Annotated in this window: 28 protein-coding genes and 1 riboswitch; of the genes, 8 read left to right on the top strand and 20 right to left on the bottom strand. The window is 69.4% G+C overall.

The genetic code is table 11. The features are described from left to right. Positions 1-40: 40 nt before the first annotated feature. The 5 genes from AC3WOH_RS07160 to AC3WOH_RS07180 form a co-directional block, all read right to left on the bottom strand. Positions 41-1,042, bottom strand: coding sequence for an ABC transporter ATP-binding protein (locus AC3WOH_RS07160; RefSeq protein WP_492228667.1), 1,002 nt, complete (start codon positions 1,040-1,042; stop codon positions 41-43). Further along, positions 1,039-2,091 (bottom strand): ABC transporter ATP-binding protein, encoded by a 1,053-nt coding sequence (locus AC3WOH_RS07165; RefSeq protein WP_492228668.1) that lies wholly within the window; start codon positions 2,089-2,091, stop codon positions 1,039-1,041. The genes AC3WOH_RS07160 and AC3WOH_RS07165 overlap by 4 nt, the downstream gene beginning before the upstream one ends. Before the next feature lie 64 nt (positions 2,092-2,155). Continuing rightward, on the bottom strand, positions 2,156-3,025 hold the full coding sequence (locus AC3WOH_RS07170; RefSeq protein ID WP_184860295.1) for an ABC transporter permease: 870 nt from the start codon (positions 3,023-3,025) through the stop codon (positions 2,156-2,158). A gap of 1 nt (position 3,026) precedes the next feature. Then, entirely contained in the window at positions 3,027-3,974 is a 948-nt protein-coding gene (locus AC3WOH_RS07175) for an ABC transporter permease (protein ID WP_492228669.1), read from the bottom strand. Between the two features lie 27 nt (positions 3,975-4,001). Then, positions 4,002-5,600 (bottom strand): ABC transporter substrate-binding protein, encoded by a 1,599-nt coding sequence (locus AC3WOH_RS07180; protein WP_492228670.1) that lies wholly within the window; start codon positions 5,598-5,600, stop codon positions 4,002-4,004. A gap of 114 nt (positions 5,601-5,714) precedes the next feature. Here AC3WOH_RS07180 and AC3WOH_RS07185 point away from each other — a divergent pair, with 114 nt between their 5' ends. Both AC3WOH_RS07185 and AC3WOH_RS07190 read left to right on the top strand, forming a co-directional pair. Then, a complete protein-coding gene (locus AC3WOH_RS07185; RefSeq protein ID WP_492228671.1) occupies positions 5,715-6,107 on the top strand; it encodes a RidA family protein in 393 nt (130 codons plus the stop codon). Further along, the gene (locus tag AC3WOH_RS07190; RefSeq protein ID WP_492228672.1) at positions 6,100-7,053 is read left to right on the top strand and encodes a sugar kinase; all 954 of its coding nucleotides are present in this window, start codon (positions 6,100-6,102) and stop codon (positions 7,051-7,053) included. The genes AC3WOH_RS07185 and AC3WOH_RS07190 overlap by 8 nt, the downstream gene beginning before the upstream one ends. 39 nt (positions 7,054-7,092) lie before the next feature. Here the strand turns inward: AC3WOH_RS07190 and nhaR are convergent, their stop codons facing one another. After that, on the bottom strand, positions 7,093-7,989 hold the full coding sequence (nhaR, locus tag AC3WOH_RS07195; RefSeq protein ID WP_184860305.1) for a transcriptional activator NhaR: 897 nt from the start codon (positions 7,987-7,989) through the stop codon (positions 7,093-7,095). A gap of 155 nt (positions 7,990-8,144) precedes the next feature. Here nhaR and AC3WOH_RS07200 point away from each other — a divergent pair, with 155 nt between their 5' ends. Continuing rightward, a complete protein-coding gene (locus tag AC3WOH_RS07200) occupies positions 8,145-8,696 on the top strand; it encodes an Rrf2 family transcriptional regulator (RefSeq protein WP_184860307.1) in 552 nt (183 codons plus the stop codon). A 53-nt stretch (positions 8,697-8,749) separates the two neighbouring features. Here the strand turns inward: AC3WOH_RS07200 and AC3WOH_RS07205 are convergent, their stop codons facing one another. Together AC3WOH_RS07205 and AC3WOH_RS07210 are read right to left on the bottom strand one after the other, a co-directional pair. Beyond that, entirely contained in the window at positions 8,750-9,163 is a 414-nt protein-coding gene (locus AC3WOH_RS07205) for a VOC family protein (protein WP_492228673.1), read from the bottom strand. Between the two features lie 173 nt (positions 9,164-9,336). Beyond that, on the bottom strand, positions 9,337-9,978 hold the full coding sequence (locus AC3WOH_RS07210; RefSeq protein WP_492228674.1) for a glutathione S-transferase: 642 nt from the start codon (positions 9,976-9,978) through the stop codon (positions 9,337-9,339). Between the two features lie 153 nt (positions 9,979-10,131). On the opposite strand from AC3WOH_RS07210, the gene AC3WOH_RS07215 reads away from it, so the two are divergent. The 3 genes from AC3WOH_RS07215 (at position 10,132) to AC3WOH_RS07225 (ending at position 12,928) form a co-directional block, all read left to right on the top strand. Further along, entirely contained in the window at positions 10,132-10,626 is a 495-nt protein-coding gene (locus tag AC3WOH_RS07215; protein WP_492228771.1) for a copper chaperone PCu(A)C, read from the top strand. A gap of 89 nt (positions 10,627-10,715) precedes the next feature. Continuing rightward, positions 10,716-11,555 carry a PhaM family polyhydroxyalkanoate granule multifunctional regulatory protein gene (locus tag AC3WOH_RS07220; protein WP_492228675.1) on the top strand — a complete coding sequence of 280 codons (840 nt, stop codon included), beginning with the start codon at positions 10,716-10,718 and terminating at the stop codon, positions 11,553-11,555. A 62-nt stretch (positions 11,556-11,617) separates the two neighbouring features. After that, entirely contained in the window at positions 11,618-12,928 is a 1,311-nt protein-coding gene (locus AC3WOH_RS07225; protein ID WP_492228676.1) for an FIST signal transduction protein, read from the top strand. A gap of 12 nt (positions 12,929-12,940) precedes the next feature. Here the strand turns inward: AC3WOH_RS07225 and AC3WOH_RS07230 are convergent, their stop codons facing one another. Further along, positions 12,941-14,110: a rhodanese-like domain-containing protein gene (locus AC3WOH_RS07230; protein ID WP_492228677.1), complete on the bottom strand. Its 1,170-nt coding sequence runs from the start codon at positions 14,108-14,110 to the stop codon at positions 12,941-12,943. A 220-nt stretch (positions 14,111-14,330) separates the two neighbouring features. Here AC3WOH_RS07230 and sorT point away from each other — a divergent pair, with 220 nt between their 5' ends. Continuing rightward, entirely contained in the window at positions 14,331-15,545 is a 1,215-nt protein-coding gene (gene sorT, locus AC3WOH_RS07235) for a SorT family sulfite dehydrogenase catalytic subunit (protein ID WP_492228678.1), read from the top strand. 13 nt (positions 15,546-15,558) lie between these two features. After that, positions 15,559-15,879, top strand: a complete 321-nt coding sequence (gene sorU, locus AC3WOH_RS07240) for a SorU family sulfite dehydrogenase c-type cytochrome subunit (protein WP_007849651.1) — start codon at positions 15,559-15,561, stop codon at positions 15,877-15,879. Positions 15,880-15,891: 12 nt separating this feature from the next. Here sorU and AC3WOH_RS07245 read toward each other — a convergent pair whose 3' ends face one another. From AC3WOH_RS07245 to AC3WOH_RS07295, 11 genes are all read right to left on the bottom strand, one after another. Next, positions 15,892-17,205 carry a D-amino acid dehydrogenase gene (locus AC3WOH_RS07245; protein WP_492228679.1) on the bottom strand — a complete coding sequence of 438 codons (1,314 nt, stop codon included), beginning with the start codon at positions 17,203-17,205 and terminating at the stop codon, positions 15,892-15,894. Positions 17,206-17,295: 90 nt separating this feature from the next. Next, positions 17,296-17,405: riboswitch (glycine riboswitch) on the bottom strand. 176 nt (positions 17,406-17,581) lie between these two features. Further along, positions 17,582-18,001, bottom strand: coding sequence for a YXWGXW repeat-containing protein (locus tag AC3WOH_RS07250; RefSeq protein ID WP_492228680.1), 420 nt, complete (start codon positions 17,999-18,001; stop codon positions 17,582-17,584). Positions 18,002-18,133: 132 nt separating this feature from the next. Beyond that, complete coding sequence (locus AC3WOH_RS07255) at positions 18,134-18,580, bottom strand: YXWGXW repeat-containing protein (protein WP_492228681.1); 447 nt, start codon at positions 18,578-18,580, stop codon at positions 18,134-18,136. 147 nt (positions 18,581-18,727) lie between these two features. Beyond that, positions 18,728-19,108 (bottom strand): DUF6463 family protein, encoded by a 381-nt coding sequence (locus AC3WOH_RS07260; RefSeq protein ID WP_492228682.1) that lies wholly within the window; start codon positions 19,106-19,108, stop codon positions 18,728-18,730. A 28-nt stretch (positions 19,109-19,136) separates the two neighbouring features. Beyond that, positions 19,137-20,471 carry an ABC1 kinase family protein gene (locus AC3WOH_RS07265; protein ID WP_492228683.1) on the bottom strand — a complete coding sequence of 445 codons (1,335 nt, stop codon included), beginning with the start codon at positions 20,469-20,471 and terminating at the stop codon, positions 19,137-19,139. Beyond that, positions 20,468-20,980: a DUF2867 domain-containing protein gene (locus AC3WOH_RS07270; RefSeq protein WP_492228684.1), complete on the bottom strand. Its 513-nt coding sequence runs from the start codon at positions 20,978-20,980 to the stop codon at positions 20,468-20,470. Before AC3WOH_RS07270 ends, AC3WOH_RS07265 begins: the two co-directional genes overlap by 4 nt. Then, positions 20,977-21,804, bottom strand: a complete 828-nt coding sequence (locus AC3WOH_RS07275) for a TetR/AcrR family transcriptional regulator (protein WP_492228685.1) — start codon at positions 21,802-21,804, stop codon at positions 20,977-20,979. The genes AC3WOH_RS07270 and AC3WOH_RS07275 overlap by 4 nt, the downstream gene beginning before the upstream one ends. Positions 21,805-21,906: 102 nt before the next feature. Beyond that, positions 21,907-22,101: a helix-turn-helix transcriptional regulator gene (locus tag AC3WOH_RS07280; RefSeq protein WP_492228686.1), complete on the bottom strand. Its 195-nt coding sequence runs from the start codon at positions 22,099-22,101 to the stop codon at positions 21,907-21,909. An 18-nt stretch (positions 22,102-22,119) separates the two neighbouring features. Continuing rightward, positions 22,120-23,166, bottom strand: coding sequence for an NAD-dependent epimerase/dehydratase family protein (locus tag AC3WOH_RS07285; RefSeq protein ID WP_492228687.1), 1,047 nt, complete (start codon positions 23,164-23,166; stop codon positions 22,120-22,122). A gap of 2 nt (positions 23,167-23,168) precedes the next feature. Continuing rightward, entirely contained in the window at positions 23,169-23,561 is a 393-nt protein-coding gene (locus tag AC3WOH_RS07290) for a hypothetical protein (protein WP_492228688.1), read from the bottom strand. Positions 23,562-23,651: 90 nt separating this feature from the next. Next, positions 23,652-24,383, bottom strand: a complete 732-nt coding sequence (locus AC3WOH_RS07295; RefSeq protein WP_492228689.1) for a helix-turn-helix domain-containing protein — start codon at positions 24,381-24,383, stop codon at positions 23,652-23,654. Positions 24,384-24,428: the final 45 nt, after the last annotated feature.

A 24,428-nucleotide genomic window follows, 5' to 3' on the forward strand; every position in this document is an offset into this window, starting at 1 on the left:
GTGTCTTTTCATGTTGCGAGCGCGCAGCCGGGCTGCACAGTCAGATGTCATCGCGCCAGCAGGCCTTCCAGTGCTCGGCACCCACAGGGCGCAGGGCCATGTCGGCGCTGGCGCATTCGGCCACCGCGTGCGGGCAGCGTGTGCGGAACACGCAGCCCGAGGGCGGGTTGGCGGGGCTGGGCAGGTCGCCCTGCAGCAGCGGAATGGTACGCCGCTGCGCCGGGTCGGGGATGGGCGCGGCCGCGAGCAGCGCGCGCGTGTAGGGATGGGCGGGGTTGGCGTAGAGCGCGCTGGTGGGCGCGATCTCCATCACCCGGCCCAGGTACAGCACCACCACACGGTCGCACAGGTACTCCACCACGTCCAGGTCGTGCGAGATGAACAGCAGCGTCAGGCCCAGCTGTTCCTTGAGATCGCCCAGCAGGTTCACCACCTGGGCCTGGATCGACACGTCCAGCGCCGACAGCGGCTCGTCTGCCACGATGAAGTTCGGCTGCACGGCCAGCGCGCGCGCAATGCCGATGCGCTGGCGCTGCCCGCCCGAGAACTCGTGCGGAAAGCGGTCTGCGTGCTCGGGCCTGAGGCCCACCTGGGTCAGCAGCTCGTGGATGCGCGGCAGGCGTGCCGCGCCGCGCGCCTGCCCGTGCGTATCGAGCGCCTCGCCCAGCACTTCGCGGATGCGCATGCGCGGGTTCAGGCTCGCGTACGGGTCCTGGAAGATGATCTGGATCTTGGAGCGCAGCGGGCGGAACTGGCCCTGGCTCATGCCGCCCAGGTCCTGCCCACCGGCCTCGCTGCCGTGGTAGAGCATCTGGCCTGCCGTCGGGTCCACCAGGCGGGTCAGCAGGCGGCCGATGGTGCTCTTGCCCGAGCCCGATTCGCCCACCAGGCCCAGCGTCTCGCCGCGGCGGATGGCAAAGCTCACATCGTCCACCGCGCGCACAGGGTGCGTGCCGCTGCCGAAGTATTTGCGCAGCCCGCGCACCTCGATGAGGTTTTCAGCCGCGCCCGGGAGCACGGGGGCGATTTCCACGGCGTTCATGCGGCCACCTCCTGCGCGCTGGTCTCGCCCACGCGGATGCAGCGCACGCGGCGCCCGGCCTCGCTGCTGCTGCCGTCGGACAGCGCCGGCATGCGCGCATCGCAGGCCGCGATGCGGCGCTCGCAGCGCGGTGCGAAGGCGCAGCCCGGCGGCGGCGCGAGCGGGCTCGACACCTGGCCCGGTATGGCCACCAGGCGCGGGCGCTGCCCGGCCACGGCGGTGGCATGGCGCCGGGCCACGCCGGGCAGGCAGGCCAGCAGGCCGCGCGTGTAAGGGTGCTCGGGCTGGGCGAACAGATCGTGCACCGGGGCCGACTCGACGATGCGGCCCGCGTACATCACGGCCACGGCGTCGGCGTACTGCGCCACCACGCCCAGGTTGTGGGTCACGAACAGCATGCTCATGCCCGTCTCCTTCTGCAGCCGGCCCATGAGCGCCAGGATCTGCGCCTGGATGGTCACGTCCAGCGCGGTGGTGGGCTCGTCGGCAATCAGCAGCGTGGGGTTGCAGGCCATGGCCAGCGCGATCATCACGCGCTGGCGCATGCCGCCCGAGAGCTGGTGCGGGTACTCGTGCACGCGCTGCTTCGCGGCCGGTATCTCCACCAGCTCCAGCATGCGCTGGGCATGGGCCAGGGCGGCCTTGCGGTCGAGCTTCAGGTGCAGGCGCACCGACTCGGCGATCTGCTCGCCCACGGTCAGCACCGGGTTCAGGCTGGTCATGGGCTCCTGGAAGATCATCGCGATCTCATTGCCGCGCAGCGCGCGCCGCTCGGCCTCGGGCAGGGCCAGCAGGTCCACGCGCCGGCCGTCGCGCCGGGTGAACCAGGCCTGGCCATCGACCCGCGCCTGCGAGGTCTTGGCATGCAGGCCCATCAGCGACAGGCTGGTGACGGATTTGCCCGAGCCCGATTCACCGACCAGCGCCAGCGTCTGGCCCGGGTGGATGGCAAAGGACACGTCGGCCACGCTCTGGATGCGGCCGGCGTCGGTGGCGAACGAGGTGGACAGGCCCTGCACTTCGAGCCGGGCAGCCGTGGGGGTGGTCATGGGGTGGGTGCCTTCGTAACGCGCTCGCCAGGGGCGGGCGCTTGCGTGGGTCGGTGAAAGAAGCTCATGCGGCCTTCTTGAGCTTGGGGTCGAGCAGGTCGCGCACGCCATCGCCCAGCATCTGCAGCGACAAGGCGGTGAACACGATGGCCAGGCCCGGGTAGAGGATGGTCCAGAACGCGCGGTCGGCCGACTCCAGGCTGCCCGCGATCATGGTGCCCCAGGTGGGAATGTCGGGCGGCACGCCCACGCCCAGGAAGGACAGGCCCGCCTCGGCCAGGATGGCATAGGCGAAGATGAAGGTCACCTGCACCAGGATGGGCGAGACCAGGTTGGGCAGGATGTGCTTGAGCAAAATGCGCGGCGTGCGCACGCCCAGGGCGCGCGCCGCGTCCACGAACAGCAGCTCGCGCAGCACCAGGGTGCTGGCCCGCACCACGCGCGCCACGCGCGGCGTGTAGACGATGACCAGCGCCAGCATCACGTTCCACAGCGAGGCACCCAGGATGGACACCAGTGCGATGCCCAGCAGGATGTCGGGGAAGGACATCATCGCGTCCACCACGCGCATCAGCGGTGCATCGAGGCGCCGAAAGAAGCCCGCGAACATGCCCAGCAGCGTGCCCAGCAGCACGGCACCGGCGGCGGTGAGCCCGCCGATCAGCAGCGAATAGCGCGCACCGTGCACGATGCGCAGCATCACGTCGCGCCCGAGCTCGTCGGTGCCGGCCCAGTGCGCGGCCGAGGGCGCGTTCAGGCGCTCGCTGATCGAGATGGCGTTGGGGTCGGCATCAGACACCCAGGGGAACACCGTGGCCACCACGACCACCAGCGCCAGCACGATGGCCGAGGCCAGCACCACCTTGCGTGCGAACAGGCGGCGCGCCAGCGGCAGCCAGTAGTCCCGGAGATTGCGAATCAGGCGTTGCCACATGTCACTTGCCCTCCAGCCGGATGCGCGGATCGACCAGCGTGTACAGAAAATCGATGGCCAGGTTGATGAACACGTAGATGGCGGCGATGACCAGCAGCGTGCCCTGGATCACCGGGTAGTCGCGGCGCAGCACGGCGCGCACCACCAGGTTGCCCACGCCGGGCAGGTTGAACACCGTCTCCGTCACCACGGTGCCGCCGATCATCAGCGCCAGGGTCAGGCCCAGCACGGTGACGATGGGCACCAGCGCGTTGCGCAGCACATGCTTGACCATCACCGTGCGCTCGGCCAGGCCCTTGGCGCGCGCGGTGCGCACATAGTCCTCGCCCAGGATGTCGAGCATCGAGGCGCGCGTGAAGCGGATGATCAGCGCCGAGTTCAGCAGCCCCAACACCAGCGCAGGCAGCAAGAGGTGCGACAGGCGCTCGGCCAGCGGCGACGAAGGATCGCCATAGCCCGAGGCCGGAAACCAGCCGAGCTTGACCGCGAACAGCTGGATCAGGATCAGCCCCAGCCAGAAGCTGGGCACGCTGGCGCCCAGCATGGCCACGCCGCTCAGCGCCTGGTCACCCGGGCTGCCGCGCCAGATGGCCGCCGCCATGCCGCAGGGGATGCCGATCAGCGCCGCGATGCCCACCGCGAACAGAGCGAGGAACAGCGTGGGCTCGGCGCGCTCCAGCAGCGCCTGCGCCACCGGGCGCTGCAGGAAGATGGACTGGCCCAGGTTGCCCTGCAGCAGCTCGCCCACCCAGAGCACGAACTGCGTGGGCAGGGGCTTGTCCAGCCCGTACTGCACGCGCGCCGCGGCGATGTCGGCAGCCGTGGCCTGGTCGCCCAGCAGCAGCGCCACCGGGTCGCCCGAGGCCAGGCGCGTGAGCGCGAACACCAGCACCGCGACGAGGGCCAGCACCACCAGGGCACCGCCCAGGCGGGTCATCAGAAAACGCATGGCAACGAACCTTCGTGCAGAGGGGGCTTACCTGGCCAGGCCCGTGTTCCAGAAGAAGGGCCAGATCGCCGGGGTGTAGCCCTCGAGCTTGGCCGAGCGCGCCGACAGGCCGTTGAACTTGCCGACCTCGATGAAGGGCACCTCGTCGTACACCACCTGCTGTACTGCGCCCCACAGCGGCCCGCGCTTGGCGACATTGGTCTCCTGGTTGAAGGCTGCGAGCGCAGACTTCTTGGCCGGGGAGTCCCACCAGCCCGGTGCGCCGTCACCGAGCTGCGGTGGCGAGAGCATGGGTTCGGGGAACAGGCCCGAGTGCGTGAAGTACACGTCCCACAGCTTGGCGTCGTTGCGCCGCTGCACCAGCGTGGCCCAGTCCACCACCTGCAGCTCGGTCTTGAAGCCGGCCTTCTTGAGCTGCTCGGACATCACCAGCGCCATGTTGTAGTGGAACTCGTACTGCCGGCTGGCCATGATGCGCACCGGTTGGCCGTTGTAGCCGGCCTTGGCCGCCTGGTCCTTGGCGGCCTGTGGGTTGCGCTCGTTGTACAGCTTGCTGCCGGCATCGGCGTAGTAGGGCGTGCCCTTGGGGAAGAAGTTGGGCTCCACCACGAAGAAGCGGTTGTCGCCAAAGCCGGCTGCCATCAGCTCGCCCGCACCCACGGCGGTCTGCACCGCGCGGCGCAGCGGCTGCGCTGCCAGCACGCCTTCCTTGGTGTTGAAGACGATGTAAGGGAAGCCGAAGTTCTTGGTCACGATGGGCACCACGGCCGGCGCGCCCTTCTCGATGCGGCCCGCGGCCTCCACGGGCAGCAGGTCGGCGTACTGGAACTGGCCCGACAGCGCGCCTTCCACGCGGGTGTTGGCATTGGGCACGGGCACGAAGCGCAGCTCGTCGAGCAGGGCCTCGCGGCGGCCGGCGTAGCCGCTCGGTGCCTCCTTGCGCGCGCTGTAGGTGTCGTGGCGCACCAGCACCGTGAACTGGTCGGGGCGGCGCTCCTTGAACTTGTAGGGGCCGGTGCCGACGAAATCCTTGAGCTGCGGCGCAATGCTCTCCTTGGCCATGATGGCCGCCATGCCGCTGGGCAGGGCCAGCTGGGCCAGCAGCGGGGCATAGGGGGCTTTGAGCTTGAGCTCCACCGACAGCGGGCCCTTGGCCGTGAGCGAGGCCACTTCCTTGGCCACCGACTTGCCGCGGGGCGACAGCTCCATCCAGCGCTGCAGCGAGGCCACCACGTCGTCCGCGTTCAGGTCGCGGCCGTTGTGCAGCTTCACTTCCTTGCGCAGCGCGATGGTGTAGGTCAGCCCGTCCTTGGAGACGGTGGGCAGGCCTTCGGCCAGCATGGGCGCCACGGCCCAGTTCGCGTCAAAGGTGTACAGCGGCTCGTAGACGTGCTGCATGATGGTGCCGACCAGGTCGGCTGTGCTCACCATGGGGTCCAGCCCCTGGGGCTCGCCGACCATGGCCAGGTTGGCCGCGCCGCCTTTGGCGGGGGCCGCCTGGGCGGGCAGGCCCGACCCCAGGGCCACGAGCACGGCCGCACTGGCGGCCAGGCCCAGAACACTGCGCCGGGCGGCCTGGACAGGCATTCCGGGCGTCAACCAATCGCGGATGGATGAGGATTGCATCGTGGCTCCATAAGTAATAACATTACATTTTTCATCGTAGATTACCCTTTTGTGAAAGTCAAACGGGTTTTTTCGGATGTTTGATGTAAATAATTTACACAAGGAGCTTGATCCATGAGCCACGTAGAACTGCTGGGCCAGTCCCCCATCGCCTCCGACCGCCAGGCGCGGCCCCTGTCGCCCGCCACGCGCGCCGGCGACTTCGTCTTTGTCTCGGGCCAGGTGCCCACCGACGACCAGGGCCAGGTCATCGTCGGCGGCATCGAGGCGCAGACGCGCCAGGTGTTCCAGCGCGTCAAGGACGCCCTGGCCCTGGCCGATTGCACCCTGGCCGACGTGGCCAAGGTCAGCGTCTGGCTGGCCGATGCGCGCGACTTCGGCAGCTTCAACCGCGTCTACATGGAGTGCTTTGGCGACCACCGCCCGGCCCGCTCCACGGTGGAGTCGCGCCTCATGATTGACGCCAAGGTCGAGATCGACGTCACTGCCTACAAGCCCCGTGCCTGAGCACCGCGCACCCTCTGCGGGCAAAGCCTTCGACGTGGCCGCGCTAGGCGAGGCCATGGTCGAGTTCAACCAGGTCCACCCCGGCCAGCCGCAGTACCTGCGCGGCTTCGGCGGCGACACCAGCAACGCCGCCATCGCGGCGGCGCGCGCCGGCGCCCGCGTGGCCTACCTCACGCGCATCGGGCAAGACACCTTCGGCCAGGCCCTGGCCACGCTGTGGCGCACCGAGGGCGTGGACGTGCGCGGCGTGCAGAGCGATGGCGAGCACCCCACGGGCATCTACTTCGTCACGCACGGGGCGCATGGGCACGAGTTCAGCTACCTGCGCGCCGGCTCGGCCGCCAGCCGCATGACGCCGCAGTGGCTGGCCGGCGAGCCCGCGGCCGTGCTGCGCGCCGCGCGCATCCTGCACCTCTCGGGCATCTCGCTGGCCATTTCGCCGCAGGCCTGCGACACGGCCTTCGAGGCCATGCGCCTTGCGCGCGAGGCCGGCACCCGGGTGGCCTTCGACTCCAACCTGCGCCTGAAGCTCTGGCCGCTGGCGCGGGCCCAGGCCTGCATCGCGCAGGCGGTGGCGCTGTGCGACATCTTCCTGCCCAGCCTGGAGGACATGCAGGCCCTGACGGGCCTCGCCGACCCCGATGCCATCGTCGACTGGGGCCACGCACGGGGCGCGACCACGGTGGTGCTCAAGCTCGGTGCCGAGGGGGCTCTGGCCAGCGACGGCCAGCGCAGGGAGCGCATCGCCGGCCTGCGCGTCACCCCGGTGGACGCCACAGGCGCGGGCGACTGCTTCTGCGGCAACCTGCTGGCCCGCCTGGCCCAGGGCGACGACGTGTTCACCGCGGCGCGCTATGCCAACGCAGCCGCCGCGCTGGCCGTGCAAGGCTATGGCGCGGTGGCGCCGCTGCCCTACGCGCGCCAGGTGCAGGTGCCCGCCGCCTAGGCGGCAGGGCGGCGGCGGCCCGCAGGTGCGCCGCCGCCGTCAACCTGCAAAAAGGTCCGAGCGCGCCGCCTTGGTGATGGCCGCCACGCAGGGGTGGCTGATGCGCCGCTCCACCGAGATCGCGAAGAACTCCTCCACCAGCTCCCCCGAGCGGCCGATCACCTCCACGCCGAACTGGGCCCGGGTCTCCTCCTCCAGCACGGTCGGTGAGGTGAACACCCCGCGCCCCTCGCGGCCGAAAGCGTTCATGAGCGCGCTGTCGTCGAACTCGCCCACCAGCCGCGGTTGCAGGTGGTGCTTGTTGAACCAGTGGTCCAGCTGCTGGCGCACCGAGGACTGCGGCCCCTGGATCAGCATGGGCGCGCCGTGCAGGCATTGCGGAAACGCCCCGTCGAGCTGGCGGCGCAGCGCCGGGGCGCTGAAAAAGCTCATGCCGCTGCTGCCCAGCGCATGGTTGAAGGCCTTGACGCCGATCTTCTTGGAGACCGGCTCGTCCGCCAGCACCAGGTCCAGCCGGTGCAGGCTCAGCTGTGCCACCAGCTCGGGGAACTTGCCCTCGTGGCAGGTCATGTGCACCTGCTCGGCCAGGCCCAGGGCCGGCTCCAGCAGGCGGTAGGCGACCGACTTGGCCACCGAGTCCGCCACGCCCACGCGGAACTCCAGCGGCCGCGATTGCCCGCGAGCCAGGCGGATGGACTTTTCGAGCTCGTCGCCCAGCGCAAAGATCTGCTCGGCATAGCCCAGCGCCACGCGGCCTTCGCTGGTCAGCTCCAGGCCCCGGCCGCGCTTCTTGAACAGGTCGTGCCCCAGCCATTCCTCAAGCTGCTTGATCTGGCCCGACAGCGTCTGCGGCGTGGTGTTGAGCTGCTCGCCCGCGCGCATGATGCCGCCCGCCTTGGCCGTGGTCCAGAAGTAGCGCAGGTGCTTGAAATTCATGGCAATCCAATACTTCGTAAAAAACGAAGGAAAAATCTCAATAAATCGAATATACGCGAAGTGTCAATATCCCTAGAGTACGTACATGGACAGATCGCGCCACGCCCATTCCGGGCACCGAAACCTGGCCATGCAACGTTCACAAGGAGTCAATGATGCGCATCACTACACGAGGGCAGCTCGCCGTTTCGGCCATGACCGATCTCGCGCTGCGCCAGCAAATGCGTCCTGTGGCACTGTCGACCATCAGTGCACGCCAGGGCACTTCGTTGTCCTACCTGGAGCAGCTGTTCAGCGCGCTGCGGCGCGCCGGGCTGGTGGACAGCACGCGCGGCCCCGGCGGCGGCTACACGCTGGCACGCCGTGCGGACCAGGTGTCCGTGGCCGACATCATCCTGGCGGTGGAAAACCTCAAGGGCGATGACACCCAGAGCCTGGCCCAGGGCCAGGCGGCGCAGATGAAAGCCATGACGGGCGAGCTGTGGATCACCTTCAACAGCCGCGTGATGGAGTACCTGCAGTCCGTGACCCTGGCGGAACTGGTGACGCAGGAGCTGGCGCGTGGCGTGGTGGTGGAGTCCGGCGAGCCGGCGCCGCAGCGTGCCCGCGCCGTGCCCACGGCCAAGCCCAAGCCGCGCCTGGCGGGCCTGGGCGTGCCCAACTCGGTGTTCGCACTGGGAAGCATGCCGCTGATGCAGCGGCGCTGAAAGGGCCAGGGGCGGTGGCTACCGCCCCTGCGCCTGGCCAGGGGCCGGGCCGATCAGGCCGCGTACACCTGCTCCATGGATTGGAAGCCCTTCATCTCGATCGGGTTGCCGCTCGGGTCATAGAAGAACATCGTCCACTGCTCGCCGGGCTCGCCCTCGAAGCGCACCTGCGGCGCGAGCACGAACTGCGTGCCTGCGGCCTTCAGGCGCTCGGCCACGGCCTTCCAGGCGGGCAATTCAAGGATGGCGCCGAAGTGCGGCATGGGTACCAGGTGCTCGCCCACATGGCCGGTGGCGGCGCTGGTGAACGGCGTGCCCAGGTGCAGCGAGATCTGGTGGCCGAAGAAATCGAAATCGACCCAGGTGTCGGTGCTGCGGCCTTCGCGGCAGCCCAGCACGCCGCCATAGAAGCGGCGGGCCTCGTCGAGGTCGGTGACGTTGAAGGCGAGATGGAAAAGACTGTGCATCGGTGCAGGATAGCAGCCGCTGGCACCACCCACGGACTCGGACACCCGGCACTGCGCGTTGCGCGCCACAGGAGAAACTGGCGCGGCCAAGGCCAGTGCCGCCGTGCAAGGGCCGCCCCGCCGCAGGGGCGGCGTCCCCCTCGGGGGGGAAGGCGCGCAGCGCCTCAGGGGGGCTACTTCGGCCTGGCGAGCATTTCGGCGGTGTTCGTCTTGCGGTCGGCATTCACGCGCGCCACATGGGGGCGCTCGTTCATGCGCGTGAGGAACTCGCGCACCGGCAGTTCGGCCAGGAAGTCGCGCCCATAGATGATCTTGGTGGCCGACGACACCAGCGGCAGGTGCACGATGGCCGCGCAGTCCGCCGCGGTGAAGTGGTCGCCCCCGATGTAGGGCGTGAACTTCGTGAGCTGGGCGAAGGCCGCGATGTTCTTGGCCAGCTGGATGCCCACTTTCTCGCGGGCCGCTTCGCTCACCGTGCCGCCAAAGAAGGCCTGAGGATAGAGGTTGCGCGCCACCAGCTCCAGGTGCAGCTCCATGAAGGTGATCAGCTCGCGCACCTTGCCGGCGGCCAGCGGGTCGGCCGGGATCAGCGGGTGTTCGGGGTAGGCCGATTCGATGTAGTCGGCGATCACGGCCGACTCGCACAGCGTGCCGTTCGGCGTGCGCAGGTAGGGCACTTTGCCCAGCGGGCTGGCGCTGCGGTCGGTCTCGCCGATCCAGGCCAGCTCCTCGGTGAAGGGCACGCCCTTTTCGAGCAAGGCGAGCTTGACCTTGTTGTAGTAGTTGCTGGCCGAAAAGCCGCAGAGGGTGAGCATGGGGTAGTCTCCTTCCAGTGTCCTTTTGTGTGGATATTAGGGGCGTGGCAGACTGCGCCGCGTCGCGCAGATGACGCAGGGCGCCCCCTGGACTGGTTTTGCGATCCCCGGGGTGCGTGGCCCTCTTTCCCGTTTTCAGGAGTTTTCCCCATGATGTTCCGCATGAATACCCTTGCCGGCCTGGCACTGTCGACCCTGCTCGCAGGTGCTGCGTGGGCCCAGGCCCCTGCCGCCGTGAAGGTCGATGGCGCCTGGGCCCGTGCCAGCGTGCCCGGCCAGAAGGGCACCGGCGCCTTCATGACGCTCACCGCCCCGCAGGGCGCGCGCCTGGTGGGGGCGTCCTCGCCCGCCGCCGGCGTGACCGAGGTGCATGAAATGAAGCTCGACGGCGACGTGATGCGCATGCGTGCCGTGCCCGTGCTGGAGCTGCCTGCCGGCAAGGCCGTGGAACTCAAGCCCGGGGGCTTTCACATCATGCTGCTGGACCTCAAGGCCCCCCTGGCCAAGGACGGCACCGTGCCCCTCACGCTGAGCTTCAAGGACGCCAAGGGCGTGGACAGCAAGCTCGAACTGACCGTGCCCGTGGCCACCAGTGCGCCCGGCGCTGCGCCGGGTGCGCCAGCGCACGCGCATGGGCACAAACACTGATCCCTGGGCGCCTGGCGGCCATCGCAAGTCCCTGTGCATTGGGGTAAGCTGTGGCACCACCACAGACCCCCACCTCTTGCGGAGCGGCCATGAGCGACACATCCAACTTCGGTTTCGGCAAATTCGTCCCCGGCTTTGATTTCCTGCAGAGCCTGGCCAAGGGTGCGACCAACAGCATCCCGCAATTGCCCAACCTGTCCAACTGGGTGGCACCGACCATCAGCGTCGAAGAGCTCGAAAAGCGCATCGAGGAACTCAAGGCCGTGCAGTTCTGGCTGGAGCAGAACTCGCGGGCGCTGGCCGCCACCATCCAGGCGCTGGAGGTGCAGAAGATGACCCTGGCCACCCTCAAGGGCATGAACTTCAGCATGGGCGACGTGGCCAATGCCTTCAAGCTCAAGACCGCCGACACGGTGATGAGCGGCGTGCAGAAGGCGGCCGACACCGTGAGTGGCGCGGCCGAGGCCGTGGCCGGCGCGGCCGCGCGCGTCACGGGCCGCGCGAAGGACGAGGAAGAAGAGGACGACGCGCCCGAGGAGGCTGCACCGGCCAAGGCGGCGGCCCCCAAGGCGAAAAAGGCCAAGGCGGCTGCTGCACCCCAGGCCTCCGTGGTCGACCCGCTGCAGTGGTGGGGGGCGCTCACCGGCCAGTTCCAGCAGATCGCGGCCAATGCCATGAAGGACGCGGCCAAGCAGACCGCGCTCGACACCACCAAGAACATGGCCACCGGCCTGGCCAAGGAGGCCCTGAAGACGGCCACCGGCATGGCCAGCCAGTTCGCCTCCAAGGGCATGAAGACCATGTCGGGCGAGCGCAAGCCCGCCGCCGCAAAGGTTGCCGCCAAGCCTGCAGCCAAGTCCCGTCCGGCGGCGAAGAAAAAGACGACGACCGCGGCGGCCAAGCGCGCGCCGCGCAAGAGCGCCGGCTGACACCGGCCCGTGCGTCCCACGCGGCTGGGCACCGCGCACCTGCCTGCGAGAAGACACACACCATGAAACTCTTTCCCTCCGGCCACGCCACCCACCCCCAGTGGCGCATGGCCGCGGCCCTGGCATTGGCGCAATTGCGTGCGCAGATGGCCTTGCCCGAGTACGCGGGCGCTCCCACGCTGGGCCTGCTCTACATCACCGACCACTATGCGGGCGAGGCCCAGGCCCTGCTCGACTACCTGGCCGGCGAACTGCCCGAGGTCACCGACTGGAGCGGCACCGTGGGCGTGGGCGTGGCCGCGAACAACGCCGAGTATTTCGACGAGCCTGCGCTGTCCGTGATGCTGCTCGATGTGCCGCCCGACCAGTACCGCGTGTTCTCGGGCGTGGCCCCGCTGCCCCTCCACCCGGTGGGCGGCTTCGTGGCCCACACGGCGCTGGTGCATGCCGATGGCCACACGCCCGAGCTGACCGAGTTGCTGGCCGAGATGGCGGCGCGCACCGAGGCCGGCTACCTGTTCGGCGGCCTCTGCGCCAGCCGGGGCGCGAGCGTGCAGTTCGCGGTCGGTGGCGACGGCAACATGGCCGGGCAGGGGGGCGCCAGCGGGGTCTTCGATGGCGGCCTGTCGGGCGTGGCCTTTGGTGCCGAGGTGGCCCTGGTCTCGCGCGTCACCCAGGGCTGCCAGCCCGTGGGGCCGCTGCGCAGCGTGACCGCGGCGCACGAGAACGTGGTGCTGCAGCTCGATGGCGAACCCGCGCTCGATGTGCTGCTCGACACCCTGGAGGTCTCGCTCGACGGTGATCCGCAGCCCGCGCTGCGCAAGGTGCGCGCCACGCTGGCCGGGCTGGTGGATGCCGGAGCGCAGCCCCAGGGCCAGCAGCGCACGGGCCATTTCGGTACCGATACCCGTGTGCGCCACATCGTGGGCCTGGACGGCGCGCGGCGCGGGGTGGCCCTGGGCGACCGCGTGGAGCCCGGCATGCGCCTGGCCTTCTGCCAGCGCAACGTGGCGGCGGCCCGTGCCGACCTGATGCGCATCTGCGCCGAGATCCGCGAGGAGCTGGAGCCCGAGGAGCTGGAACCCGCCCCGCTGGCGTCGCAGGACCAGGCCGGCCGTACCATGGTGCCAGCGCCCGGCGCGGCCGCCCATGGCCCGGCGGCGGCCGCTGCGCAGAGCGGGCGGCGCATCCGCGGCGCCATCTATGTCAGTTGCTCAGGCCGTGGCGGCCCCCACTTCGGCGGGCCCAGTGCCGAGCTGCAGATCGTGCGGCATGCGCTGGGCGATGTGCCGCTGGCCGGTTTCTTTGCCGGTGGCGAGATCGCGCGCCACCACCTGTACGGCTACACCGGGGTGCTCACGGTCTTCACCTGACGGGACAGAACACTAGCCGGCGGGTCCGTTGCTTTCCGTGGGCAGGCCATCGGCATCCCACTCGGGCAGGCCGCCGCGCAGCCAGTACACCGTCTTGTAGCCCTTGCTGGCGGCCACCTTGGCCGCCTTGTAGGACTTCCAGCATTCGGCGCCGTTGCAGGCAAAGATCACCGGCTTGTTGCGGTCCACCTTCTCCAGGGCCTGGAAGTCATCCTGCGCGGCGTTGAAGGCCACGTCCTTGAGGCTCTTTTCCACATAGGCCGCGAAGACCGCGCCGCGGATGCGCTTGGTCTTGAATTCCTTCTCGGTGCGTGTGTCGACCACCACGGCGCCTTCGGCCTGCAGCTTCTGTGCCTCGCGCGCCGTGATGCGGTTCACACCGGGCAGGCTGTTGGGGGTGAACAGGCCGAGCTCGGCCACGCGGCGGTACTCGCCCGCTTCGGGTCGCAAGGCGATGGGGTTCAGGCCAGCGGCGCTGGAGCCCGAGGCGAACCATTGGCCCAGGCGCGCCTTGACGTCGGCGGGCAGGTCCTTCTTCACGGCGATCGAGAAGCCGCCCGGCACCGGCTGCGACGTGGCCAGCACCCGCGCCTGGCCCTTGTGGGTGGCCGACCATTCGGCCCAGTCGTCGGCGCGCACCACGGTGGCATCGGTGCTGCCCAGCACCAGCGCACTGAGCCCGGCCTGCGGGTGCTTCTCGTGCAGCACCGACTTGAGGTCCTGGAACGACAGGCCGGCTTCATTGAGCATGCCGCGTGCCATGTAGGTGTAGATCGAATCCTGCTGGGGCAGGTACAGGCGCTGGCCCTTCATGGCCGCCACATTGGCCACCTGGGCCGAGCCCACGAGCAGGTACAGGTCCGACTTCTGCGTGGCGCCCACGAGCTCGTAGCCGCGCTGCAGCGCCGAGGCCGCCACCTGGGCCGGGCCGACGAACACGTCATAGCCCGCGCTGCGCGTGGCGCGCATGACGTCGGCCAGGTCTTCGCTGGTGGCCACGGTGGCCGATTGCCCGGCTGCCTTGGACAGGCCGGACTCGAATGCGCTGCGCAGGATGCTGTGGGCCGCCTTCTTGGCCGTGGGCTCCACGGCCACGATGGCCGTGAGCTGGGCCTGGGCGAGGGGGCTGAGCGCCAGCATCAGCCCCAGGGACAGCAAGGCGCGGTACGGTGTGCGGTACATGGCTTCTCCTCAGCGGTCTGTCAGCCAATGTCAAATATGCACCAGGGCGCTACCGGACACACGTCTTTCATTGCAGTGTTGCCATTTCTTACACCTGCTCTCCAAAACCCCCAGGGGGAATCCAGCGTCCCATACCAGAATGGAATAAGCCCGCCTTGGTGCCCTTGTCGTCGGCCCCGCTGCGGAACCCTTGGCTTTGCAACCTCTGGAGGAACGTCCCATGAAGAATCCCGCGACCCTGCCACGCCGGCACCTGCTCACTGGCAGCGCCGCCGCACTCAGTGCCCTGGGACTGGCCGCATGGACCCGGGGCGTGCACGCCCAGACCGAGCCGGCAGCGGCGGCCAAGCCGCTGCCCGCCTATGCGGGATGGAAGAACCCCGGCAGCCTGATCGTGCACAGCAGCAGCACCCTGGAGACGCGCCGCGGGGCCTTCGGCACGGGGGTGGTCACGCCGTCGAGCCAGCTGTACATCCGCAACAACCTGCCGGCACCCGATGCCGCCATCGTGGCCGACCGCGATGCCTGGAGCGTCTCCATCGAAGGCGTGAAGGCGCCCCGTGCGCTGACCCTGGCCGAACTGCGCACCCTCGGCATCGAGACCGTGACCACGGTGCTGCAATGCTCGGGCAACGGCCGCGGCTTTTTCCCCAGCAAGCCCAGCGGTACGCCGTGGACCGTGGGCGCCGCCGGCTGCGTGGTCTGGAGCGGCGTGCCGCTGCGCAATGTGGTGGCCGCACTGGGCGGCCTGGCCGGCGGCGCGGCCTACCTCACGGGCACGGGCGGTGAAAAGCTGCCCGAGGGGGTGGATCCGCTCACCGTGGTGGTCGAGCGCTCGGTGCCCATCAAGGCGCTGGACGATGCCATCCTGGCCTGGGAGATGAATGGCGAGCCCATGCCGCTGGCCCACGGTGGGCCGCTGCGCCTGATCGTGCCGGGCTACCAGGGCGTGAACAACATCAAGTACGTCAAGCGCGTGGTCTTCGGGGCCGAGCAGTCGCAGGCGCGCATCATGTCGCACGGCTACCGCATGTCGCCGCCGGGCACCAAGGCCGGCCCTGACCAACCCTCGGTGTGGGAGATGACGACCAAGTCCTGGATCAACGGTCCCCTGCCCGAGCAGGGCACGCTCAAGGCCGGCCTGGTGCAGGTGCACGGCGTGGCGTTTGGCGGCACGCGCGGCATCAAGGGCGTGGAGGTGTCGGTCGATGGCGGCAAGACCTGGCAGGCGGCCCAGCTCATCGGCCCCGACCTGGGTCGCTTTGCCTGGCGCCAGTTCGTGCTGCCCGTGCGCCTGGCCGCAGGCTCGCACGCGCTGCTCAGCCGTGCCACCGATACGGCCGGCAATGTGCAGCCCGAGCAGCGCGAGGAAAACCTGGGGGGCTACAACAACACCAGCTGGCGCGACCACGGCGTGACCGTGGTGGTCGCGTGAGGGGGCGCAGGTCTTGCGCACCGCGCTGACCGCCGTGCTGCTGGCGCTGGCAAGCGGCGGCGCCTGGGCCGCGGATGCCGGCGAGCTGGCACGCGGCAAGGAACTGTTCGGCAAGATCCAGCCTGCCTGCAGCGTGTGCCATACGCTGCAGGCGGCGGGTGCCGAAGGCCAGGTCGGGCCCGTGCTCGACGAACTCAAGCCCAACGCCGAGCGTGTGCTGCGCGCGCTGAAGGCGGGCATCGGCGTGATGCCGTCCTATGCCGACAAGCTCAGCGACAAGGACATGCGGGCCTTGGCGAGCTTTGTCGCGCAGGCCTCGGGCGCCGCGCCCTGAGTCGGCGCGTACTCAGGCCTTCGATGCGACAGGCAGCAGGCCGGGCGCGCTGCGCTGCGGCATGCCGGTGAACGCGAAGTCCAGCTCGGGCGCCAGGCCGCTCACGATGCGTGCCACCGACTTGCCCGAGCCGCAGGCATGTGTCCAGCCCAAAGTGCCGTGGCCGGTGTTGAGGAACAGGTTGGTCAGCTTGGTCTTGCCGATCAGCGGCACGTTGCTCGGCGTGGCGGGGCGCAGGCCGGTCCAGAACTGCGCTTGGCTCGCGTCGCCCGCGCCCGGGAAGAGCTGCTCCACGCGGCGCACGATGGCATCGCAGCGCACCTGGTTGAGATCGCGCTGGTAGCCGTTGAGCTCGGCCGTGCCGGCGATGCGCAGGCGGTCGCCGCGCTCGCTGGTGTAGCGCGAGAACACGAGCTTGTATTCGTCGTCCGTGAGGCTCACCTGGTGGGCCATGGCCGCATCCTTGACCGGCATGGTCACCGAGTAGCCCTTGGCCGGATAGATCGGCAGGTGGATGCCCAGCGGCTGTGCCAGCAGCGGGCTGAACGAGCCCATGGCGAGCACGAAGGCATCACCGTGCACGCGCTCGAAGCGGCCGTCGGCATTGGTCACCTCCACATGGTCGATGCGCCCGCCCGCTTCGCGCAGGGCGGTGATGTGGTGGCCCATGCGGAACTGCACGCCCGCGGCCTCGCACAGGCGCGCCAGTTCGCGGGTGAAGGTGTTGGCGTCGCCCGACTCGTCTTCGGCCGTGAAGGTGGCACCGGCCAATTGCGGGCGGATATGGGCCAGCGCCGGTTCGATGCGCACGGCCTCGTCGGCGCTGACCACCTGGCGTTCGCAGCCCAGGGCCCGCATCTGCTCGGCGGGCGCCAGGGCACCATCGAACTCCTTCTGGCTGGTGTAGAAGTGCAGGATGCCCTGCGTGCGCTGGTCGTAGGCGATGCCGGTGGCCGCGCGCAACTGCTGCAGCGTGTCGCGGCTGTAGGTGCCCAGGCGCACGATCTGCTCGATGTTGTGGCGCGTGCGTGCCGGTGTGCAGTTGCGCAGGAAGGACAGGCCCCACAGCCACTGGCGCATGTCGGCGCGCAGGCGGAACAGCAGGGGCGCGTCTTCCTTGCCCAGCCACTGCAGCACCTTGAGCGGGGCGCTGGGGTTGGCCCAGGGTTCGGCATGGCTCACCGAGATCTGGCCGCCGTTGGCAAAGCTGGTTTCTGCACCAGGAGCCCCCTGGCGGTCGATGACGGTCACCTCGTGGCCGAGCTGTTGCAGGAAATAGGCCGAAGTCACGCCGAGCAGGCCGGCGCCAAGAACGATCACACGCATTTTGAAAGCCTTTAAAGGGCTGTGCCGGACGCACGTGTGTCGGCCAAGCGATGCGGGTGCATGCGCGCAGCGGGCACAGGTCTGCCGGCTGCCGCTCCCCCTGTCCTTGGTACCTGAGAGATTCACCGCGCACCCCTCATGGGCGGCGGCTTGCTCCTTCGGTGCGCTGCATGGTGCAGCGGCTCTCCAGACGGCTTTGATCAATGGTGCAGTACGGGACCTGAGCGTGCATGGGAGTTTGCGCCTTCGGTGAAGCGGGCAGTGCCGCTTGCTCTCCTGCGGTGTCCATTCTAGGTGCAGCAAAGACAAACGCCGCAGCTAATGTGCGGCGTTTGTTGCTGATGCAAGCCAGGCCGGGCCGTGGCCCGGTCATGCGTCAGTTGCGGCGCGGGTTGTTGGGGTTGTTGTCGTAGCGGTTGGGCACACCGTCGCCATCGCGGTCGCGGTCATGGCGGTTGGCCACGCCGTCACCATCGCGGTCCCAGCCGCCGCGGCGCATTTCCCAGCGGCCATCGCGCTCCTGCCAGGTGGGCTGGCGGTAAGCGTAGCCGGGGCGGGCCTTCACCCAGTGGCCGGCAACCCATACGTGGCGGCCGCCACGCCAGTCCCAGTGGCCTTCCTCCCAGACCATGCCGCGGCGGGGGGCCGGCATCGCTTCACGGCGGGGTGGGGGTGGGGCGGGGATCACCTGGCCGGACTGGATCACCACCGTCTGTGCGACGGCCACGGGCGCGAACGTGCCCAGTGCCAGCGTGCTGGCAATCAGGGCGGCGGCGGAAATGGTTTTGTAGGTCATGGGTGACTCCTTTTTTCAATGTTGTGGTTTCGCCTCTGTATGGTGGTGTGGCCGGGGCGCCGGGTCTGTAGGCGCCAGGCCTTGCCGCCTGTAGGCATGCGGGGCCGCCGGTGGGCGGCCACCGGACCACGGTCAGTTGCGGTAAGGGTTGTCGGGGCGGCGGTCATAGCGGTTGGGCACACCGTCGCCATCACGGTCCCAGCCGCCGGGGCGCATGTAGTGGCGGCCGCCGCGCTCTTCCCAGCGCGGCTCGCGGTAGTGGTAGCCGGGACGGGCTTGCACCCAGTGGCCGCCGATCCACACATGGCGGCCGCCGCGCCATTCCCAGTGGCCGGGCACCCAGGCCATGCCGCGGCGGTGGGGTGGAACGGCCTCGTAGCGGGGCGGCGGTGGTGCGTGGTGGTATTGCACCGGCACAACCTGCAGTGGGGCAAGTGCCGGGCGTTGCACCGGGGTGTAGTACGACGAAGGCGTGCCAGTCTCGATGACGATGGTGGCGCTGGGGGATGCCAGCGCCGGGGCAACGGCGCTCAGCGACAGCAAGGCCAGGGAAGCGGCGGCGAGGGCAATGCGGGCCATGAAGGTCTCCTTGGAAATGATTCCTTGCGGAACCGGAGCCTTGATCGTGGACTTTTTGCGTCAAGCCGGTGTAGTGGGCGTGCGAAGAGTTGTAAGCGGGTGTTGCTGCAAGCCAGCTTGCGCACCCGAAGCGTGATTTATGTCACATCAGCGGACCAGCAAGGCCAGGGCGGGTGGCAATACCAACCAGAAGCCCGACACCGGCATCAACACCAGGCCTGCCGCTACCAGGGCCAACAGGCACCAGCCCATGGGGCGCAGCGCGGCTGGGGGCTGGCTGCGTTCGAGCGCCGTCACCTCCCATGCCAGCAGGGCCAGCACGGCGCCGAACAGCAGGAACCAGATGGCGTTGCCCATGTGCGCATCGCCTGCCACCGCGTTGAACACGCCGCGCTGCCAGAGCGCACGCCATTGGGGTGCGAACAGGATGGCGGCCACAGCCGTGTGCAGCAGGGCCACGGCGAGTAGCCAGCGGCCTTTCCAGGGACGCGTTGCCAGCAGGGCCAGGGTGGAGGGGAGGCTGTGCATGGGATCTCCTTGGTGGGAAAAGCGGGGGTCAGCCGATCCAGCGCTCGGCCCGCGTATGCACCTGTGCCTGCATCTCGGTCAGCAGGTGCATGAGCCCGAGCCAGGCGCGCTCGAACGACGGCAGCTCCGGTGGCACGGCGGCCAGGTGCCTGGCCAGCACCTTCTGCTGCGCCGCCACGGGCGCGGGCGGGCGGCTCTTGCCGGCGAAGTCGAAGACCGGTGCGGTGAAGGGTTCGGTCTGCCAGGCCTGCATGATCGAGAGGGCGGGCATCAGCTCGCCGGTGAAGGTGGCGAGGTCCAGCGACGCATCGACCAGCCCCAGTGCCCCGTAGGCCTGCAGCACGCCCTGGTCACGTGCTGGCGATGCGGGCTGCAGCAGCGCACGCCAGGCCTGCAGCACCCCGGCGCGGAAGGCCGGCGAGAGCTGGCGCGTGCAGCCGAAATCGAGCACGCCGAGCTGCCCGTCCGGCAGGAACAGGAAGTTGCCCGGGTGCAGGTCGGCATGCATGTGGCCGAGGCCGAAGGTGCAGTGCATGAACCAGTCCCAGAGCCACTGGCCGGCCTGGTTGCGCTGCACCTGTGTGGGTTCGGTGCGCAGCCAGTCGGCCAGGTGCAGGCCGTGCAGGTACTGCTGGGTCAGCACCTGTGCACGGGTGTGTGAGGCGATGGGCCGCGGCAGCACGATGCCCGGCAGCACCGCATGCTCGGCAAACCATTGCAGCTGGCGGGCCTCGTGCAGGTAGTCCACCTCGTGCAGCAGCGTGCGCTCGATCTCCTCCAGCACGCGCTCCACCACCACATCGCCGGGCAGGGGCAGGTCGCTGTGCGCCAGGGCGCGCAGGGTGGTGCGCAAGAGGCGCATGTCCGAGGCGATGGTGGTGGCGATGCCCGGGTACTGCACCTTGACCGCCACGGGGCCATGCCCCGCAAGCTCGGCACGGTGCACCTGGCCCAGGCTGGCGGCGGCAAAGGCCTGGGGCTCGAAGCGGGTGAACAGGGCCTCGGGTTCCTGCCCGAAGGACTGGCGAAACACCCGCCCCACCAGCGCCCGGTTGAGCGGCGTCGCCTGGTGGCAGGCGCGTGCCAGCTCGCGCCGCACGCCCTCGGGCAGAAAGCTGCTGTCCATGCTCAGGATCTGCGAGACCTTGAGGGCGGTGCCGCGCAGCTGCCCCATGGCCTGGAACAGGATGCGGCCCATGGCCGCCTCGTGGCGTGCCTGGGCATCGGCCTCTGCGGCCGCGTCGGTGCCGGCGGGGCGCATGCGTTCGCCCAGCCGGGCCAGGCCCAGGCGGGCGGCCGCCACGCCGGTGATGGTGCCGCGCGCCAGGGCGCCGGTGCGCGGGGCCTTGGCGCCGCGCGTCATGCCCGTGCCAGCATGGTGCGCACGATGCGGCGGTGGAACGGCGCCACCACGGCCATGTAGGCATGGCCAAGCGGGTTGTGGATGTGCACCACGGTGCCCAGGGCCAGCACGGGCTGCCCGCCCTGCATGCGCTTGTGCAGCGAGACCTGCACGTCCAGGTGCTTGTCGTCCTGGCCCATCACCACCTCGCGGTCCGACAAGTGGCGGATCTCGAAGATGCCCACCCGGTCGCCCACGCGGTAGCCGCTGGCGTCGCGCCGCGTGCCGTCGTTCAACTGTCCCAGGCCCTTGAGCCCGACCAGGCGCACCAGGCGGTTGCGCAGCGCCATCAGCGCCCGCGTCCAGCCGGGGGTGCGGGCCACCACGTCCAGCCAGGACTGCAGCGCACTGTGGCCGGGCGCGGTGTCGGCGGTCTCGTAGCAGTCGGCGAACTGCGCGCCCGGCAGGCGGGCTTCGATCACGCTGCCGGCGGGCAGCGGTGTGGCGCGGACGGTGCGGAAAGCGGTCATGGTGCGGCCTTGCGGGTGCGGGTTTTGCGGGCGGGCTTGGCGGCCGGTGCGGCAGGGGCCGGGGCGGGCGCGGGCCTGCGCGGCCGGCCTGCCGCGGCACTGTCTCCCAGCGACGCCTTGGCCATGCGCAGCACGCCGATGAGCCCGCTGCCGTGCTGCATGAAGCGCGCCATCTGGCTGCGCAGCACGAAGCCGCCGAGCTGCAGCACGCGGTTCACCAGGCCCGCACGCAGGGCGGTGACCAGCACGCCCAGCGACAGGTCCACGAGCTGCGTGGTCTCCGCGAATTCGTCCGAGGTGTCGGCCAGCCAGTAGGCCACCACGCCGGCCAGGTAGTCGCCGAACAGGCCGCTGGCCACGCCCTTGAAGTCGCAGGGCTCGATCTCGCCGCTGTCTTCGGCCGCGCTGACGAAGTCCGTCACCGCATCGCGCAGCGCCTGGCGCGAGGCCAGGGGCTCGGCCAGCATGGACAGGGGCGAGCGCCGGGCCAGGGCCATCACCTCGGCCACGAACTCGCGGTCGGGCAGCAGGCGTTCGAGCAGGGCGTCGGTCAGGCGTTGCAGCTTTTCCTGCAGCCCGTAGTCCGCCAGGCCCGGCGTGGCCAGGGTGTCGGCCAGCGCGCCGCGCACGGCCTCGTCGACAAAGCCCAGCACCACGCGGTCCTTGGTGGGGAAGTATTTGTAGATCGTCGCATCGCCGATGCCGGCCGCGCGCGCGATGTCCTTCATCGTCGTGCCATCGAAGCCCTGGCGCGTCATCAGATCGACCGCGCTGGCCACGATCTGGCGGCGGGTCTCGTCCTGCTGCTGTCGGGTGGTTTTCAATTTGCTATCCTTAAATCAAGGAATTCAATGATTTAAAGAATAGTAAATTTTGTTTAATCCGTCAACACCCTCCTCACGGGCAGACCCGGGTCGTGAGCGACCCTAGTCGTCGGGCAGGAAGATCTGCTCGATCGGCTGCTGCAGCAGCCGGGCGATCTTGAAGGCCAGCGGCAGGCTGGGGTCGTACTTGCCGGACTCGATGGAGTGCACGGTCTGGCGGCTGACGCCCAGGGCCTCGGCGAGGGCCTGCTGGGTCATGCCCTGGTCTTGGCGCAGGGTCTTGAGGTGGTTGCGCATGGCGGCAGGGGAAGGGGTTCAGTGGCCGGAGGCAGCAGCCTCTGTGGTCAGTTGCCGGGCATGCTCGCCCAGGGTGGCGCGTGCGGGCCGGTACTGCACGCCCAGGTCGGACACGCTGCGCGCGGTCTCGAAGTTCAGCGGGTGGCCGACGTTGTGCTGGACGTACTCGCGCGTCATGCCGGCCATGGGCGCAATGGCCCACATCAGCCACTTGGGCACTTCCTTGCGGGGCAGGTTCGCGCCCGGCGCGGCACCGCTGGCGCGCAGCAGCTCGGCAATCTCCAGCAGGCGCAGGCTTTCGCCCACGACGATGTAGCGGCCCGCGGCGTGGTCGCCCAGTGCAGCGCCCACATGGGCCTGCGCCACGTCGCGCACATCCACGATGCCCAGCCAGAGCCGGGGCACGCCCTGGCGGAACGAACCGTCCAGGAATTGGCGCAGCATCTGCACGCTGGTGGCATCGTCCCGGTCCGACAGGGAGGGGCCGAAGATCGCGCCTGGGTGCACGCTGACCAGGGTCCAGCGCGCCTGCCGGGCCTGCATCTCCCAGGCCAGGGCCTCGGCCCGGGTCTTGGACAGCGCATAGGGGTTGCTCTGCACGGTCGAGCTGCGGTTCACGTCGTCGGCCCGCAGGGCATGGCCCGGGCGGTCGCGCAGCTCGGCACTGTGGCCGAACATGGACACGATGGAGCTCGTGACCACGACACGCCGCACCGAGGGCGTGCGGTTGACCGCGTCCAGCACGTGGCGCGTGCCGGCGGTGGCGGGGCCGATCAACTCCTTCTCGGCGTCCGCCACCGGCCCCAGGCGGTAGGGCGAGGCGGTGTGCACGACGGTGTCGCACCCGGCCATGGCCGTGTCGAAGCCGGTGGGGCTGAGCAGGTCGGCCTCGAAGAGGGCCAGGCGGCCCGGGTGCTCCTGGGCCATGCGCTGCAGGTGCCGGGTCTTGCGGGCGTCCTGCAGGCTGCGCACGGTGGCGTGCACGGTGTGGCCCTGGTCGAGGAACAGCTGCACGACCCACGAGGCGAGGTAGCCGGCGGCGCCGGTCACGAGGATGCGCGCCATGCTCAGCTCAAGCGGTGGTGGGTGATGCACAGGCCGACGCCCCAGGCGGCGACCAGGGTCCCCGCCAGCACCAGGGGATGCATTGGCGGGCTGAACCCCAGTGTCTGCAGCGCCGATGCGGCCAGCAGTGCGAGCAGGCCGAAGCCCAGCGCCCACTGGCAGGCGCGGCCATGCATCTGGCGCTGCAATTCATCCAGCCGGCGCAAGCGGCCCAGGGCCGCCCAGCCGAGCAGCCCTGTCACCGCGGCCAGCAGCAGCGCCGCCCACTGGCCTGCAGGTCGGGACAGGGAGGGAAGCTCCAGGCTCGCAAGCCCGAGAAGGATCAGGACGAGAACCCCGGCCAGCACCTTGGTCAGGTAGCCGAGTTGTTCCAGCAAGGGAGGCTGCTCATGCATGGTGGAAACCCTTTGATGTAAAGTTTGCTTTACTCATTGTGGCGAGCTCTGGCGCAATGTCAAGTTTCTTTTACTTTTTCGAAAGGCCGTCTAGCGGCGCATGCCCGTGAAGGCCTCGAACTCCCAGCTGCGCAGCGCCAGCAGCAGGGTGTAGCCCTCGAGTTCGCGCGGCGGCAGCTTCTGGTCGGCCAGGTGCTGCTGGGCAAAGTCCTGGGCCACGCGCTGCATGCGTTCCATGAAGGCCGGCGCCAGGCTGCGGCTGATGGTGCCGTGCACCAGCAGCACGCCTTCGCCCGCACCGTCGAAGCCTCCGGCGAAGTAGTCGAGCAGCGCGTGCTCGCGGAAGTAGTTCATCACCGGCCCGTGCGGGCGCCAGCGGAAGGTCTTGGCCAGCTTGAGCCGGTAGCGGTTGAGCGGGCGCAGCTCGATGATGCCGATGCGGTCGAGCTGGGCCAGGTACTTGATGCCTTCGGCCTCGGACAGGCGGTAGGTGCTGGTCACCTGCTCCAGCGTCCACTGGCTGAGCACGCAGATGGCCATGAGCAGCAGGCGCTTGTCCGCCACCACGGCCTTTTCCTGCTCCTGGCTCAGTTCCTTGAGCAGGGGCTGGCTCTCGGCCACACGGCGCGCCAGGTCGGCAAAGTCCAGCGCCAGCGCGCGGCAGATGGCATCGATGCGCGACAGCGGCATGTCCCCCTTGGCCAGCATGCGCTTGACGCTGGACTCCGCCATACCCAGCTGAACCGCCAGGTCGGCGTAGGTCATCTGCGCGGTCTTGAGTTCCTTCTTGAGGGCGGTGACGAGGTCGGCGGTGGTGCTCATGGGTATCGATTATCGGTACCTGCGGTGCATTTGGCAGCCCTTTGC

This window comes from Acidovorax sp. FW305-C-20-28 (assembly GCF_058783375.1).